The organism is Chryseobacterium sp. MDT2-18 (assembly GCF_030815285.1).
Classification (GTDB): Bacteria; Bacteroidota; Bacteroidia; order Flavobacteriales; family Weeksellaceae; genus Kaistella; species Kaistella salivictor.
In genome coordinates, this window is record NZ_JAUSWQ010000001.1 from 65,587 (window position 1) to 80,665 (window position 15,079).

Annotated in this window: 15 protein-coding genes; 11 read left to right on the forward strand and 4 right to left on the reverse strand. The window is 37.2% G+C overall.

Translation table 11 applies throughout. The annotated features are described in order from the left end of the window. Window positions 1–9 precede the first annotated feature (9 nt). Both QF004_RS00325 and QF004_RS00330 read right to left on the reverse strand, forming a co-directional pair. Complete coding sequence (locus QF004_RS00325) at window positions 10–828, reverse strand: M23 family metallopeptidase (RefSeq protein ID WP_307421734.1); 819 nt, start codon at window positions 826–828, stop codon at window positions 10–12. A gap of 36 nt (window positions 829–864) precedes the next feature. Then, window positions 865–1,827 carry a Gfo/Idh/MocA family protein gene (locus QF004_RS00330; protein ID WP_307421736.1) on the reverse strand — a complete coding sequence of 321 codons (963 nt, stop codon included), beginning with the start codon at window positions 1,825–1,827 and terminating at the stop codon, window positions 865–867. 166 nt (window positions 1,828–1,993) lie between these two features. On the opposite strand from QF004_RS00330, the gene QF004_RS00335 reads away from it, so the two are divergent. The 5 genes from QF004_RS00335 to QF004_RS00355 all read left to right on the forward strand — a co-directional run bounded on the left by QF004_RS00335 (window position 1,994) and on the right by QF004_RS00355 (window position 8,943). Next, on the forward strand, window positions 1,994–2,644 hold the full coding sequence (locus tag QF004_RS00335) for a protein-L-isoaspartate(D-aspartate) O-methyltransferase (protein WP_307421737.1): 651 nt from the start codon (window positions 1,994–1,996) through the stop codon (window positions 2,642–2,644). A 240-nt stretch (window positions 2,645–2,884) separates the two neighbouring features. Beyond that, on the forward strand, window positions 2,885–6,172 hold the full coding sequence (gene ccsA, locus QF004_RS00340) for a cytochrome c biogenesis protein CcsA (protein ID WP_307421739.1): 3,288 nt from the start codon (window positions 2,885–2,887) through the stop codon (window positions 6,170–6,172). Between the two features lie 282 nt (window positions 6,173–6,454). Next, window positions 6,455–7,372, forward strand: a complete 918-nt coding sequence (locus QF004_RS00345) for a ribonuclease Z (RefSeq protein ID WP_307421740.1) — start codon at window positions 6,455–6,457, stop codon at window positions 7,370–7,372. 8 nt (window positions 7,373–7,380) lie between these two features. Continuing rightward, on the forward strand, window positions 7,381–8,169 hold the full coding sequence (locus tag QF004_RS00350) for a TIGR02757 family protein (RefSeq protein ID WP_307421742.1): 789 nt from the start codon (window positions 7,381–7,383) through the stop codon (window positions 8,167–8,169). Between the two features lie 222 nt (window positions 8,170–8,391). Further along, window positions 8,392–8,943 (forward strand): DUF1003 domain-containing protein, encoded by a 552-nt coding sequence (locus QF004_RS00355; RefSeq protein ID WP_133440368.1) that lies wholly within the window; start codon window positions 8,392–8,394, stop codon window positions 8,941–8,943. A gap of 162 nt (window positions 8,944–9,105) precedes the next feature. Here QF004_RS00355 and rsmA read toward each other — a convergent pair whose 3' ends face one another. Continuing rightward, window positions 9,106–9,876 (reverse strand): 16S rRNA (adenine(1518)-N(6)/adenine(1519)-N(6))-dimethyltransferase RsmA, encoded by a 771-nt coding sequence (gene rsmA, locus QF004_RS00360; RefSeq protein WP_133440369.1) that lies wholly within the window; start codon window positions 9,874–9,876, stop codon window positions 9,106–9,108. A gap of 155 nt (window positions 9,877–10,031) precedes the next feature. Between rsmA and QF004_RS00365 the strand changes: the two genes are divergently transcribed. The 6 genes from QF004_RS00365 (at window position 10,032) to rluF (ending at window position 14,545) form a co-directional block, all read left to right on the forward strand. After that, the gene (locus tag QF004_RS00365; RefSeq protein WP_133440370.1) at window positions 10,032–10,931 is read left to right on the forward strand and encodes an ABC transporter permease; all 900 of its coding nucleotides are present in this window, start codon (window positions 10,032–10,034) and stop codon (window positions 10,929–10,931) included. 4 nt (window positions 10,932–10,935) lie between these two features. After that, window positions 10,936–11,238: a DUF3098 domain-containing protein gene (locus tag QF004_RS00370; RefSeq protein WP_133440371.1), complete on the forward strand. Its 303-nt coding sequence runs from the start codon at window positions 10,936–10,938 to the stop codon at window positions 11,236–11,238. 110 nt (window positions 11,239–11,348) lie between these two features. Then, window positions 11,349–12,167: an undecaprenyl-diphosphate phosphatase gene (locus QF004_RS00375; RefSeq protein ID WP_133440372.1), complete on the forward strand. Its 819-nt coding sequence runs from the start codon at window positions 11,349–11,351 to the stop codon at window positions 12,165–12,167. 165 nt (window positions 12,168–12,332) lie between these two features. Continuing rightward, a complete protein-coding gene (gene truB / locus QF004_RS00380) occupies window positions 12,333–13,037 on the forward strand; it encodes a tRNA pseudouridine(55) synthase TruB (RefSeq protein WP_307421749.1) in 705 nt (234 codons plus the stop codon). Between the two features lie 217 nt (window positions 13,038–13,254). Next, the gene (locus tag QF004_RS00385) at window positions 13,255–13,836 is read left to right on the forward strand and encodes a hypothetical protein (RefSeq protein WP_307421751.1); all 582 of its coding nucleotides are present in this window, start codon (window positions 13,255–13,257) and stop codon (window positions 13,834–13,836) included. Continuing rightward, window positions 13,823–14,545, forward strand: coding sequence for a 23S rRNA pseudouridine(2604) synthase RluF (gene rluF / locus QF004_RS00390; RefSeq protein WP_133440375.1), 723 nt, complete (start codon window positions 13,823–13,825; stop codon window positions 14,543–14,545). Before QF004_RS00385 ends, rluF begins: the two co-directional genes overlap by 14 nt. Here the strand turns inward: rluF and QF004_RS00395 are convergent. Beyond that, on the reverse strand, window positions 14,542–14,985 hold the full coding sequence (locus QF004_RS00395; protein ID WP_307421754.1) for a phosphohydrolase: 444 nt from the start codon (window positions 14,983–14,985) through the stop codon (window positions 14,542–14,544). The genes rluF and QF004_RS00395 overlap by 4 nt on opposite strands. Window positions 14,986–15,079 lie beyond the last annotated feature (94 nt).

A 15,079-nucleotide genomic window follows, 5' to 3' on the forward strand; every position in this document is an offset into this window, starting at 1 on the left:
TTTAAATTTTTAATAATTTTTAGTATAATTTTTTCCTTCTTCTAAAAGCGTTGCTTCACTTTCAGAAGTTTTAAATTTTGTTTTTATAAAAGTTCTTTTTCCGTCTATCCGATTAATGAAAACGACGAAATGTAAATGGGGACCACTTGCAAATCCCGTACTTCCGCTGTAACCGAGAAGTTGGTCTTTTTTTACAAGACCGCCTTTTTTCACGACTGCTCCCTGATATTTTAAATGAGAATAATCGGCAAAAGTGCCGTCGCTGTGCAGGATGAGTATTCTGTTGTTGAATTTTGCGCAGGAATTATCAGGACAATTCCGGGTATTGTTGTTCACCACTTCCACAACAATTCCTTCCCGGGCAGCCAAAATCGGACTTCCCAATTTTAAGTCGAAATCCAGTGCAAATTCATTCTGATGTGAAAATTTGCCGTTATAACCCTGAAAGATGGTCTGTGTTTTTCCTTTTTCAAAAGGCAGTGCGTAGATATAATCCTCATCAAAACTTTCCTGCCGTGCATTTCCAAAGTTATAGGAATTGGTGTAAGAGAAAGAGTTGGCTTCATTGGGTTTAATGGGAACCAGTTTTGCAATCAGAAATTTTTTGGTTTGAGGCGGAATAACCACGATGTCGTCATTTGGCAGTGTACATGTTAAATTGGTCAGTTTAAAAGTAAACTGTGCAGACATCGGCATCAGCTCATTATTATCCGCAAAGATGGAAATCTCGCGGTTGCTGACTTCATTGTAAAACTGAATATTCCATTTCTCCTGGGAGAAAAGAAAAGTCTGAATAAATAAAAAAAATAAAAAAAAAGTTCTTTCCATTTGTGAAATTCAGTTACTACGTAAATATTCGACTAATTAAGAAATCAACCTCACAATTTCCAGCGCCACTTTTAACGCTTCCGTTCCATCTTCCAAAGAAACTTCTACCTTTTTATTTTCAGTAATTGCATCGGCAAAACTTTCCAGTTCATCTAAAATAGCATTATTAGGCTGAATATTCGGATATTCAAAAATAATCTGATTTTTTTCACCTTCCGCATTTTCAATGATCATATCGAAATCACTTGGGTGTTCCGGCGCCGGTTTCATGCGGATTACTTCTGCTTTTTTCTCTAAAAAGTCAACGGAAATATAAGCGTCTTTCTGGAAGAAACGGGACTTACGCATTGCTTTCATCGAAATTCTGGAAGTCGTCAAATTCGCCACACAACCATTTTCAAACTCAATTCTGGCATTACAGATATCCGGAGATTTCGAAACGACCGAAACGCCGCTCGCATGAATGGCTTTCACTTTTGATTTTACAATCGACAATAAAATATCCAAATCGTGGATCATTAAATCTAAAACCACCGAAACATCAGTTCCTCTGGGATTAAATTCTGCCAAACGGTGAATCTCAATAAACATTGGATCTTTAATATAATCTTTAGAACCAATAAATGCCGGATTATACCTTTCAACATGACCAACCTGCGCTTTAATCCCGAATTCACGGCATTTGTACAGGATTTCTTCGGCCTGTTTTAAAGTCTGCGTCACCGGTTTTTCGATGAAAAAATGTTTACGGTTTTCGATGGCTTTCATCGCATAATCGTAGTGATAAAGAGTGGGAGTCACAATATCGAGCATGTCGATTTCATTTAAAAGATCCCCGAAATTTTCAAAATATTTATAACCGAATTCGCTTTCCAGTTTTTTACCGTTTTCTTTATCCGCATCGTGAAAGCCGACTAATTCGTATTTTTCGGATTGATTTAATAATTTTAAATGGATTTTTCCCAAATGACCTGCGCCAACTAAACCTGCTTTAAGCATAGAAAATTAATTTTTTCAAAGATAATAATTTTGAGGCAAGAGAGGAAGAGATAATAGACGAATAGATGATAGAGGAATAGATGATAGATGAAAGACCATATAATCTTAAATTAAAAACTCAAATCTTAAGTCTTCAAATCTCAAATCTAATTCCTATTTTTGTGACATGCAGGATTCGTACGTACATAAAGGGAAAAGGAAAATTTTGGTGGATTATCTGAGGCAAAAAATGGATATCGCCGACGAGAATGTGTTGGCAGCGATCAACAGAGTGCCGCGCCATCTTTTTTTAGAAAGTGTTTTTGAAGATTATGCCTATGAAGACCGGGCTTTTCCGATTTTAGCAAAACAAACTATTTCGCATCCATCAACCGTTGCTGAGCAAACCGCTCTTCTGAAGATTGAAGAAAAGGATAAAGTGCTGGAAATCGGTACAGGATGTGGTTATCAAACGGCAGTTTTAATGGCGATGAAGGCTTGGGTTTACACCATTGAAAGACAAAAGGATCTGCATGATTTTTCGCAGAAAAAATTTAGAGAACTGCATCTCCGTCCGAAATTTCAAAGTTTTGGTGATGGTTTTCTGGGACTGCCAACTTTTGCTCCTTTTGATAAAATATTGGTCACCTGCGGCGCCGAAATTTTACCCACAGAATTACTTCATCAGTTAAAAGTGGGCGGAAAAATGGTCATCCCTTTAGGAAAAACCGATGAGCAAATCCTGACACGGTTTACTAAAAGATCAGAAAGAGAATTTGAACGGGAAGAATTTGGTGCTTATAAATTTGTACCGATGTTGAATGATACCAACCATTAATTAGAATGAGGATTTGACTTCTGTGAAAATAAATAAAAAATCTTTATATATAAATTCATTTGTTAAACCCGCTCTTTTTTAACGGATTTCCCTTTTCCTGAACCTAATAAAAATCATCCTGTAAATTCGCTCATTCAATATATAGATTGTATTTTTGCAAGCATTCAATTTATTCTAAATTAAAATACCTGAAATCAAGAATAAACTTTTTTTCAGTTAAAAGTAAAGTTTTAGATTCTCATGAAAAAAATTCAAAACATTCTTATTTCGACCAGAACCATGGCGGTTTTGTTGTTAGTGTACGCCGCTTCAATGGGTTATGCTACTTTTCTGGAAAATGATTACGGAACTCCTACCGCGAAAGCACTAATTTACGAAGCAAAATGGTTTGAGCTCGTTATGCTTTTACTGATGTTAAACTTCGTGGGAAATATTTCACGATACCGACTTTGGAGACGGGAAAAATGGCCGGTTTTGGTTTTTCACTTATCATTTATTTTGATATTCCTCGGTGGTGCAGTCACCCGATATATTAGTTTTGAAGGAATTATGCACATCCGTGAAGGTGAAACATCCAACGAAATTATTACCGATAAAAATTTCTTTAAAATTCAAATCGAAGAAAAAGGTGATATTTTGAATTATCAGGATGTTCCTTATCTGATGTCGCCACTTCACAAAAATTTTAAAGCAAGTTATGACTATCACGGGAAAAAGGTTTCGGTAAAAGCGCTTGATTTTATTCAGCGGAAAAAAGACAGTCTGGTTGTTGATCCAGCGGGAACAGAATATCTTCATTTGGTTTCTACAGGACAGTCTGGACGGGAAAATATCTACATCAAACCAGGCGACTCCAAATTGGTGAACGGAACTTTGGTTTCATTCAACAGAGCGATTGAGGGCGCGGTGGAATTTAACAATACCAATGGAACGTTGCTCATTAAAACTCCAGTGGAATCGGAATATATGACCATGGCAACCCAGGCAAAAGGGACGACTAAAAAAGATGAATACGAACCTTTGGTCTTAAGAAGTCTTTATACTGTAAACGATTTGAAACTGGTTGTTCCTGAAGGTTTGATGAAAGGAAAACTTATTGCCTACGAAGGGGACCGTAAAAAAGATAAAGATGTTTCGGATAATTTAAAAGTCGAAGTTCAGGGACCAAAATCAAAAGTAATCGTTGATCTTTCTGTTGAAAAAGGAAATCCAAACGCCTTTAAACAAATCTCAGTGGATGGTATGAATATCATTCTTGGGTTCGGACCGAAAGTATACACCACGCCGTTTTCTTTAAAACTTGAAAAATTTGTGATGGAAACTTATCCTGGAAGTTCGTCGCCGAGTGCTTATGAAAGTCACGTCCAGATTATCGATCAAGGAAAACAAACCCCTTATAAAATTTATATGAACCACGTTCTTAATCATAGTGGATACCGGTTTTTCCAAGCTAGTTTTGACCCCGATAGGAAAGGAACCGTGCTTTCTGTGAACCACGATTTCTGGGGAACGTTAATCACCTATATCGGTTATTTCTTTCTGTTCGGTGGCATGTTTGTCATCTTCTTCTGGAAAGGAACACACTTCTGGAAACTGAACCAAATGTTAAAAAATGTAAGCAAAAAGAAAGCAGCCACGCTGTTATTAATTCTGTTGACTTTAAACTTCAACGCACAAAAAATTGAAACCCATGGTAATACTGATGGTTCTGGTCAGCAAGTTCATTCTGCAGATGACGGTCATGGCCACGGTGCAGCAGATCTGTTAACTACAGAGCCTGCTCCGCAAAAACCGAAGGGCGCCCGAATGTTAAAATCTCCAAAGCCGATTACTGCTGACGAGATTATTGCCAAAAATAGAATTTCAAAAGAGCACGCAGAAAAATTCGGTTATTTATTGGTTCAAAACTACGAAGGCCGTATTGTTCCAATGAATACTCAGGCTTTAGATGTTCTTAGAAAATTATACAAACATGATACATTTAATGGCACAGACGGAAAATCACTGACAGCTGACCAATGGTTTTTGTCCATCAATACCGATACTGCAAGCTGGACGATGGTTCCGATCATTAGAGTTGGTTCTAAAGGTGGAGAAGAACTAAGGAAAAAAACCAAAGCTGTTTATAAAGATCATAAATCATTAGGTGATCAGTATTATACCTCTTTAATGAGTCTTTTCCCGGCAGATGAAACCGGCGCACTGCATTACGTTTTGGAAGAGGATTATCAGGAAGCTTTCCGGAAAAAACCGGCAGATCAGACCAATTATGATAAAGAAGTAATTGCCGTGAATGACCGTGTTCAGGCATTTAACGAGTTCTTCAGCGGACAGTTTATGAGAATTGTACCGGTGAAAAATGACCCGAATAATACCTGGCATTCCTGGTTAGATCAAAATTTCGAACCCGATACCGCATCGCAGGAAGTGATGGGACCTTATTTCGCAGAAATACTTGCCGCTCAAAAATCAGGAGACTGGAGCAAAGCCGATGCAGAATTGGCAAAATTAGAGCAGTATCAAAAAACCTGGGGTAAAAATGTGGTGCCGAGTGAATCAAAAATTAACCTGGAAGTATTGATGAACAAAGCAAACATCAACTTTTATTTATTGATGTTCTACTCAGTAATCGGTGGTTTATTATTACTGTTAGGATTCATCGAATTATTCAAACCGAATAAGATTGTAAATAAAATAATCAAAGGGTTAATTCTTGTTGGATTGGTTGGTTATTTCCTACAATTCTTAGGTTTAGTCGGAAGATGGTATATTTCAGGTCACGCTCCTTGGAGTAACGGTTACGAAGCCATTATCTTCATCTCGTGGGTTGGGATAACAGCTGGATTGTTATTATACCGCAACTCGAACGCCTTAATTCCTGCAGCCGGATTTATGGTAGCGGTAATCATGATGGGCTTTGCACACGGTGGTTCAGCATTGGATCCGCAAATCACACCGTTGGTACCTGTATTGAAATCATACTGGTTAATTATCCACGTGGCGATTATTACTTCCAGTTACGGATTCTTCGGTCTCTCGATGGTTATTGCGATCATCACGTTATTTTTCTATATTTTCTCCAACAAAAAGATCTATAAAATTCACCATGATACCACAATCAAAGAATTAACGGTCGTTTCAGAAATGTCTTTAACCATAGGATTATACGCCTTAACCGTAGGAACTTTCCTTGGTGGAATTTGGGCAAACGAATCGTGGGGAAGATACTGGAGCTGGGATCCAAAAGAAACCTGGGCCTTCATTTCCGTCATGGTTTATGCCTTCGTTTTACACATGCGATTAGTACCGGGACTGAGAGGAAGATGGGCTTTCCACGTGGCTTCACTGTTCGCAATCAGTACCATTGTAATGACTTATTTCGGTGTAAATTATTACTTAAGCGGATTGCATTCTTACGCAGCGGGAGATCCTGTGCCAGTACCAATTTGGGTATACATCGGCATTGCTTTCATGTTTACTTTGGCCATTGTTTCTTATATAAAATTTAAAAAATTAAATACGAAATAATTATAAAATTTTTAAATCCCGAAATTTATTTTCGGGATTTTTTTTTTTAGGAGCAACAAGATTTTCGCTTTTTTAGAAATTTCGGTCCGCTTTCCGCTGTATCTTTTTTTCGTCGTTCCTCCTCAAAAAAAGGATGTCGCTGCAATCGGGGCTAAAATCAAGACGCGCTTTTCTTTTCAAAATCCCCGAAATAATTAGTAAATTTGTTTAAATTTAAAAACTTCCAGCAACTCAACATCCAACATCCAGCATTAAACATCCAACACCAAACATCCAACACTTTTGAGCGCACACTTAACTATTCTCGGCTTCAACTCAGCAATTCCTACGGTGAATTCGTCTCCTACAGCACAATTCCTGGAGATGGAAGAGCGGTGTTTCCTTATCGATTGCGGCGAAGGAACCCAGGTTCAGTTAAGAAAAGCAAAAGCACGGTTTTCAAAAATCAATCATATCTTTATTTCGCATCTACATGGCGATCACTGTTTCGGTTTGCCTGGATTAATTGCCTCTTTCCGGTTGTTAGGCCGCGAAACCCCTCTGCATGTTTACGGTCCGAAAGGAATTAAAGAAATGCTGGAAACCATATTCAGATTAACAGAAACACACAAAGGGTTTGAAGTCGTTTACCACGAGCTGCAAAGTAAAAAATCAGAGAAAATATATGAAGATCATAAACTGGAAGTTTTTACCATTCCCTTAAACCACCGCATTTACTGCAACGGTTATTTGTTCCGTGAAAAACCAAAAGAAAGGCATCTCAACATGCAGGAGGTTTCGAAATATCCAGAAATAGAAACCTGCGATTACCAGAATATAAAAAACGGAAAAGATTTCGTGCTGAGTGACGGTTACGTTTTGAAAAACGAACTGTTAACTAAAGATCCGACAAAATCGGTTTCTTACGCTTTTTGCAGCGACACCAGATATACCGAATCTATTTTACCTTTGATTAACGGAGTGGATTTATTGTATCACGAAGCGACTTTTTTGCATGACTTAAAAGAAATGGCCGATTACACAGGACATACGACCGCTTTGGAAGCTGCAAGAATTGCCAGAAAGGCAAACGTCGGCAAACTGATTATCGGGCATTTTTCTAACCGCTATAACGACCTGAATGTCTTCCTGAATGAAGCACGCGAGGTTTTTTCCAACACCGATTTACCCAAAGCTTTGGTTCCGGTAGAAATTAAATAGCAGGAAAAGTGAATAATCTTACCCCATTTCCTGATCCTGAATTTCTAAAAGATTTTCTCGATGAAAAAGCTGATTTTTATAACCATACCGATTTTATTGAAAATGATCCCATTCAGATTCCCCATCGGTTTTCTTTAAAGCAGGATATTGAAATTACAGGATTTTTAGCCGCAACGATTTCCTGGGGAACCCGAAAGTCAATCATCAGTGATACAGAGAAAATATTGGCCTGGATGGGAAACTCGCCTTATGATTTCGTGCTGAATTTTCAGGAAAAAGATATGGATTTGTTTCATCATAATTCTGTCCACCGTACTTTTAACAAAGAAGATCTCAATGAGTTCATCCGAAATTTAAGCAGACTTTATAAAAAAAATGACTCGTTGGAAAATTTGTTTTTAGTGCAAGAAGATGAAACCAATTTTTACCACAGCCTCCAACGCTTCAGAACAGAATTCTTTAAAGAAAATCAAATTCACCGAAGTACAAAGCACGTAAGTTCAACTTACAAAAATTCCTCGGCAAAACGCTTAATCATGTTTCTGCGCTGGATGGTTCGCAAAGACCGGAAAGGAGTGGATTTTGGAATTTGGGAAAATATTGATCAGAAACATTTATCCATTCCACTGGATGTGCACACCGGAAATATTTCCCGAAAACTCAATCTGATTCAAAGAAAACAAAACGACTGGAAAACAGTGGAAGAGATGGATTTGGTTTTAAGGAAATTCGATGATAAAGACCCCGCGAAGTATGATTTCGCACTTTTTGGTTTAGGAATTGATAAAGAGTTTTAGACTTATAAACCATAAAGTAACAAAAGTAAAATTGTGAAGATGTAATCGCTTGAATTAGAAAAGAATACATTTTTTTTGCTGCGAATTCACGAATTTGTTGTAAATAAATCCATTGGATTTTTATTGGTGAAATAAAATTAAATAATTATAAAGCGGGAAATCCGCGCATTGGTGGTTTAAAAAGCTGAAACAGTTACCTAATAATTTGAGGAAAATAAAAAAATGAAAAACAGAGAAGAAAAAACCAAAGAAAAAATCGAATTTCTAGTTCGCGTTACCGATGGTGTGATGTGGTGGATTGGTTCTATTCCTTCGTTAATTGTACATTCAATTATATTTTTAACTGCGTTTTTACTTCCGATTTTTGGCATTGTTGAATTTGATAAGATGCTTTTGGTGCTTACAACGGTACTTTCGTTGGAAGCGATTTATCTGGCCATTTTCATTCAGATGTCGGTAAACAGAAGCAACGAACATATCGAAGATTTGAAAGAAGACGTGAACGAAATTCAGGAAGATATTGAAGATATCCAGGAAGATATTGAAGAAATTAGTGAAGATATTGATGATATTCAGGAAGATATCGAAGATATTGCTGAAGACGATGATGATGAAGATCATAACGAGCGCGCCAGAAATGTAATGTTAAAAAGCAATGTTTCTTCTAACAAAAGTGATATCAAAGCAATGAGAGAAGTAATTGCCAATCTTCAGAAGCGGTTGGAAGATTTAAAAACTGAAGAAGAAAATGCAAATCTTCCTCCGGAAAACTAACTTTCGAAAAACCTTGCGAAGGTGGAGTTATAAACTTTCGACCTTTTCTTTTTTACGCTTTTAAATATTTTAAAAATATAAAACTTTTGTGGTTTAAAAAAAACAAAATGTTTTCAAACGAAAAAACCATTTCAAAGCTGAAATGGTTTTTTTTTGTTTTTTTTAAGAATGCTCCTTCCAAAGCTGCGTAAATGCTATGAAATCTGCGACCGATAATTCTTCCGCCCTTTTATCCATAAATTCGTGGGCTTTCAATTCTTCAGGAATATCCAAAGCTTTTAGCGAATTCGATAATTTTTTCCGGCGCTGACCAAAACCTGCCTTTACAATTTTTTTAAACAGAACTTCATTGCCAGCCAAACCCGGTTTCGGATTTCGGGTTAAACGAATAACACCGGATTTTACCTTTGGAGGCGGATTAAAGACGTTTTCATGAACAGTAAACAGATATTTAACATCATATAACGCCTGTACCAAAACGGACAGGATTCCGTAGTCTTTCGTTCGGGGAACCGCCGCCGTTCTTTCTGCAACTTCCTTTTGAAACATGCCAACCATTTCGGGGACACGGTCGTAATAATCAATAATTTTAAATAAAATCTGTGAAGAAATATTATAAGGGAAATTACCGATAACGGAGACTTGACCGTCAAAAGATTCCTCAAGATTTAATTTCAGAAAATCACCGATGAAGTGTTTTTCTTCTAATTTCGGATAATGACTTTTTAAATAGGCGATCGATTCGGTATCAATTTCTGCTACAAAGATCTCGGCATCTTTCTCCAGAAGATATTTGGTGAGCACGCCCATTCCGGGACCGATTTCCAATACCTGATTTTTATTTTCATAACTCAGTCCGTCTACAATGTTTTTGGCAATATTTTCATCCGTTAAAAAATGTTGACCCAGATGTTTTTTGGCTCTTACGCTCATTCAGAAATTTAATTTTATTTGTTAAAAACGAAGGCTGAAAACCCATTTTTAAAGGTTGCTCTTCATTTCTTTTATGTTTTTTTTAACAGCGATTTTCTGCGTTTGTCCGCAAATTACGGAAGTTTTTTTCTATTTTAGCAGAAATTTTTTATTTAATGGCTAAGACAGTTGAAGATTTTAACAAAAAGCGACTTCGCTCCAGCAATATCACCGTTGTGATCAGTATTGCACTGGTGCTATTTTTATTAGGCTTGATGGGGTTGATCCTTATCAATGCTCAAAAATACTCAGATTACATCAAGGAGCAATTGGTAGTGAATGCCTATTTTGACGAGAATTATGATGCGAAAGATTCTGTGAAAATTGCAAAATTAGAAGCAGAAACCTTCAAAAAAATTCAAGTGTTGGCACCGGTAAAACGGGCTACTTACATTTCGAGAGAGATGGCTGCGGAAGAAGCAAAGAAAAGTATGGGGATTGAAAGCAGCGCTTTGTTCGATGCCAATATTTTCCCTTCATCGATCGAAGTCGCTTTGAAACCCGAATTTGTAGATCCTGCAAAAATTGATGAAGCGATAAAACAGATAAAATCCACGCCCGGGATCATCGATGTGAAGAACAACAGTACTTTGATGGTTGAAGTTTATAACAACCTGAACAATATTCTGAAATGGATTTTAGGATTTTCAATATTGTTTTTAATCTTAGCGATTGTCTTGATCAACAATTCGATCCGTTTGAAAATTTTCTCTAAAAGGTTCATTATTAAGACGATGCAGTTGGTGGGTGCCAAACGCCGTTTTATTTTAAAACCGTTTATTAAAGAAGCCATTATTCTTGGCGTGATCGGCGCTTTAATCGGTTTAGCTGTTTTGTTTGGAGCGTGGTATTATTTCATTACCCAAATCGGGACCCCGTTTGCGCAGGACAATAATCAGTTAATTATTCTGGTGATCGGTATTTTTTTACTGGGCGTATTCATCACCGTTTTCAGTACGATTTTCGCAACATGGCGTTTCTTGAGATCCAATGTTGATGATCTTTATTATTCTTAAAAAAATGAGCACAAAAAATAAAAAATTCTCCGCAGATTCAATCGGTAAATCCGTCGAAGTTTCAGAAAGTAATTCTTTCTATTTCGGTAAAGAAAACTACAGATTCATGTTAATTGGTTTGGCTTTAATTATCGCCGGATTTCTTTTAATGATGGGAGCTGATGCCAATACCGTTGATGGGAAATACGATCCCAATGTCTGGAATGAAGGTATTTTCTCTATCCGCAGAATCCGTATTGCGCCCATGTTGGTCATTGCCGGTTTTGTCGTGGAAGTGTATGCCATTCTGAAAAGAAATAAGAATTAAATAATTCACCAATAAATACCCACTTTGTCAAAGTTCTAAACTTTGACAAAGTTTTTTTTAACAATCATGTTACTCTGAGCCAGCTGAAGAGTTTTTTAATATCATAAATAATGGATTTATTCAAAGCAATCATCATTGCAATTATTGAAGGACTTACCGAGTTTCTTCCCGTTTCATCAACCGCGCACATGGGTTTTACCGCAGCCATAATGGGTATGGAAGAAACAGAATTCCTAAAAATGTTTCAGGTCTCCATTCAGTTCGGAGCCATTTTAGCCGTTGTTTTTGCCTATTGGAAAAAGTTTTTTGATTTTAAACATTTGAAATTTTACTATAAATTGGCTTTTGCGGTAATTCCGGCCTTGGTTTTAGGCTATCTTTTTGACGATAAAATTGAAGCGATTCTGGGGAATCAAATTGCCATTTCAGCGGTATTGGTATTAGGCGGAGTTGTTTTACTCTTCTCTGATTCCTGGTTTAAAAATCCAACCATCGACGATGAGAAAGACATGTCGGTCAGGAAAGCGGTGATCGTAGGTTTTTGGCAATGTCTCGCGATGATGCCGGGAACGAGTAGGAGTGCGGCTTCCATCATCGGAGGTATGTCACAGGGTTTGACGCGTAAAGCCGCCGCAGAATTTTCATTTTTCCTGGCGGTTCCGACCATGTTAGCCGTGACCGTGTATTCTGTTTTTGTAAAAACCTGGGGGAAAGAAACCGCAACTCCCATGAAAGGTTATGAGATGATTCTATCGTCTTCCGATAATATTATTGCTTTTATTGTAGGAAATATTGTGGCGTTCATCGTTGCTTTAATCGCTATAAAATCGTTCATCGGATTGCTGAATAAATACGGTTTTAAACCTTGGGGTTGGTACCGGATTATCGTGGGAATCGGCTTGTTGATTTACTTTTATTGGTTTCAATAATCTTACTTGAGCAAATATTTTATGATACCGAATGTCTATATGTTTTTTATGGCAGACATTTCCGCCCTCCGTTCCCGCTTTTTTGCCTCCACTATGTTGCGACAAAAAGAGCTCCACTCAGGTCGGGCTGCAAAGCAGAACTCTTTACCAATTTAGTTTTTAAAAATGACCGATACCGATTTCTTAGAAGGACAAATAATACTCCTTGACAAACCTCTGGATTGGACGAGCTTTCAAGCCGTGAACAAACTGAAATACAAACTCAAAAGTGAATTTAATCTTCCGAAGAAATTCAAGATTGGGCACGCCGGAACTTTGGATCCGCGGGCGACAGGGCTTTTAATCGTTTGCACGGGGAAATTCACCAAAATAATTCCGGAAATTCAAGATGCTCCGAAAGAGTATTTTACGGAAATAAAAATCGGCGTGCAGACAGAATCTTACGATACCGAAAAACCCGAAATTCTGCAACAAGATATTTCAAATATTACAGAAGTTCAGATCAACGAAACTTTAAATAAATTTCTGGGCGAAATCGATCAGAAACCTCCTGTTTTCTCCGCCATTAAAATTGAGGGAAACCGTGCTTACGATTTAGCCAGAGCCGGAAAAGAAGTCGAAATGAAATCCCGTAAAACGACTATTCATTATATCAAAGATGTTGAAATCGAATTGCCTTTTGTTCGTTTCACCGTCGGTTGTTCCAAAGGAACTTATATCCGGAGTCTGGCGCACGATATTGGTCAGGATTTAGTAGTTGGAGCGTATCTCACTAATCTTCGCCGAACAAAGATCGGTGAATATTCTATCGAAAATGGAAGTTCAGAATATCTGGAAAATGAATATCGTTTTGAAGACTTTAATAAATAGAGAAAAATTTGAACTGTGAGTTTTAAACCACAAAAGGCACAAAAGTTAACTGTTTATTGAAGTGAATCAAAAGATAAAAAAAGAGAAGGTGCTTTGTTTTCGATGGAAATCTTCATTAATATTACTTCTTAATTTTCATCTTAAAGGTTAATTTTTAGTAGGGTAATTTGTGCGGTTTGTGTTTAACTTTACATTATAAAATACCGAATTTCGATCAATGAAAAAAAAATATCTTCTACTTTTATTGGTTTCCATTTCTGGATTTGGCCAAAAGCAGAAAAGACCCATTCAAGGTTTTTATTTCAGCCCGGAATTGAGTGCAGGATTTAATTTGTCGAATATGATTAAAAGCAACAGAGACAGAGAAAATGATCCAAATTATTTGAATAATAACAATTACCCCAATGATTTTTCTTACGGAATTTCAGCGGTAGCAGGATTTAATTTTATTCCGAATCTGTCTTTAGGTGGCGGATTAAAATACACTTATACTGTAGATAATTTTCATATTTTGTATGGAATTATTCAACCGAAAATCCTTTTTAATGTGGATGATGGTGAACCTGTTTTTATTGATTTAACTTACGGATTTCAGCTGAATAAATCGGTGGTTGACAATTCGGATTTATACGGAATTAAAGTGGGGAAATTGGTTTCTCACAGTAAAAGATTAAGCCAGCAGGGTGGCTTTTATTTGGAAGGCCAGCAATTGGGAAATACCGGAGTGACCTTTGTGGGTGTATTTTACGGGTTGACGGTTTTCAGCAACAAAAATTATAATGAGTATGGAAAAGACTAGAATAAATAAATACCTTTCAGAAGTTGGCTTCTGTTCACGAAGAGAAGCAGACCGACTTTTAGAACAGGGGAGAATCACCATTAACGGAGCAGTTCCGGAAATGGGAACTAAGGTTTCTGACGACGATGAAATTTTGGTTGACGGAATTAATATTAGAAAAACAGAAGAAAAACCCATTTATATCGCTTTGAATAAACCGGTTGGCATTGTCTGTACCACCGATACCAAAAGGGAAAGAGACAATATCATCGAATTCGTGAATCATCCGAAAAGGATTTTCCCGATCGGCAGATTAGATAAACCGAGTGAAGGTTTGATTCTTTTGACCAACGACGGAGATATCGTCAACAAAATCCTCCGCTCAAGAAATAACCACGGTAAAGAATATATTGTAAGAGTTGACAAACCCATCACCCCGAAATTCCTAATGCAGATGCGCGGCGGAATTCCGATTTTGGGAACGGTTACCAATAAATGTGAGGTCGAACAGATCGATAATTTATCGTTCCGTATTGTTCTTACTCAGGGCTTAAACCGCCAGATTCGCCGGATGTGCGAGTATTGCGGTTATGAAGTGAAAAAACTGAAGAGAATCCGCGTTCTGAATATCAAACTCGATCTTCCGATCGGCAAGTGGCGGGATTTAACCGACGCGGAAGTCAACGAACTGAAAGCGCTTGTTTCGGATTCTGATAAAACGGTTGACTAATATTTTTCCTTTAAATAAAGATAAGCCGTTAAGTATTTATTCAGCCGTTTCATGTCCCGTTCGGTGATAGGATGATTAAATCTTGTTAAACTCATATTATCCTGCAGGTCATTTAACTTTACCGAAACAGCAAGTCTTGATTGTTCTGTTTTTTTGATAAATTCCATATAGTCGATATCGGTTGGGTGTTTGGTAAGACATTTTACGGCAAAAATCAACTCTTCTGTAAATCCTTCGTCAGTTAAAGTTTCGTAGGTGATTTCGGGGCAGTCTTCGATGATATCATGCAATGCGCCAACGATTTTTTCGTCATAGGTTTTTCCGGCATTCATTACGCGCATCACATGACCGATATAGGGACTTCCAAATTTATCGGTTTGTCCTTTATGGGCTTTTTGAGCCAGTTTAATGGCTTTGCTGAGCAGTTCGTCTTTGGTCATTTTAATCTAAATTAAAGCAGTTAACAGATCAAATATAAGTTGATTTTTTTAAATTTATTATAACGCAATCACTAAAATTTAAGAAATATCTAAT

What these genes read in the sequence shown, in the direction of transcription:
- QF004_RS00325 (WP_307421734.1), bottom strand. Translation starts at nt 828, where the DNA reads ATGGAAAGAACTTTTTTTTTATTTTTTTTATTTATTCAGACTTTTCTT.
- QF004_RS00330 (WP_307421736.1), bottom strand. Translation starts at nt 1,827, where the DNA reads ATGCTTAAAGCAGGTTTAGTTGGCGCAGGTCATTTGGGAAAAATCCAT.
- QF004_RS00335 (WP_307421737.1), top strand. Translation starts at nt 1,994, where the DNA reads ATGCAGGATTCGTACGTACATAAAGGGAAAAGGAAAATTTTGGTGGAT.
- ccsA (WP_307421739.1), top strand. Translation starts at nt 2,885, where the DNA reads ATGAAAAAAATTCAAAACATTCTTATTTCGACCAGAACCATGGCGGTT.
- QF004_RS00355 (WP_133440368.1), top strand. Translation starts at nt 8,392, where the DNA reads ATGAAAAACAGAGAAGAAAAAACCAAAGAAAAAATCGAATTTCTAGTT.
- rsmA (WP_133440369.1), bottom strand. Translation starts at nt 9,876, where the DNA reads ATGAGCGTAAGAGCCAAAAAACATCTGGGTCAACATTTTTTAACGGAT.
- QF004_RS00365 (WP_133440370.1), top strand. Translation starts at nt 10,032, where the DNA reads ATGGCTAAGACAGTTGAAGATTTTAACAAAAAGCGACTTCGCTCCAGC.
- QF004_RS00370 (WP_133440371.1), top strand. Translation starts at nt 10,936, where the DNA reads ATGAGCACAAAAAATAAAAAATTCTCCGCAGATTCAATCGGTAAATCC.
- QF004_RS00375 (WP_133440372.1), top strand. Translation starts at nt 11,349, where the DNA reads ATGGATTTATTCAAAGCAATCATCATTGCAATTATTGAAGGACTTACC.
- truB (WP_307421749.1), top strand. Translation starts at nt 12,333, where the DNA reads ATGACCGATACCGATTTCTTAGAAGGACAAATAATACTCCTTGACAAA.
- QF004_RS00385 (WP_307421751.1), top strand. Translation starts at nt 13,255, where the DNA reads ATGAAAAAAAAATATCTTCTACTTTTATTGGTTTCCATTTCTGGATTT.
- rluF (WP_133440375.1), top strand. Translation starts at nt 13,823, where the DNA reads ATGGAAAAGACTAGAATAAATAAATACCTTTCAGAAGTTGGCTTCTGT.
- QF004_RS00395 (WP_307421754.1), bottom strand. Translation starts at nt 14,985, where the DNA reads ATGACCAAAGACGAACTGCTCAGCAAAGCCATTAAACTGGCTCAAAAA.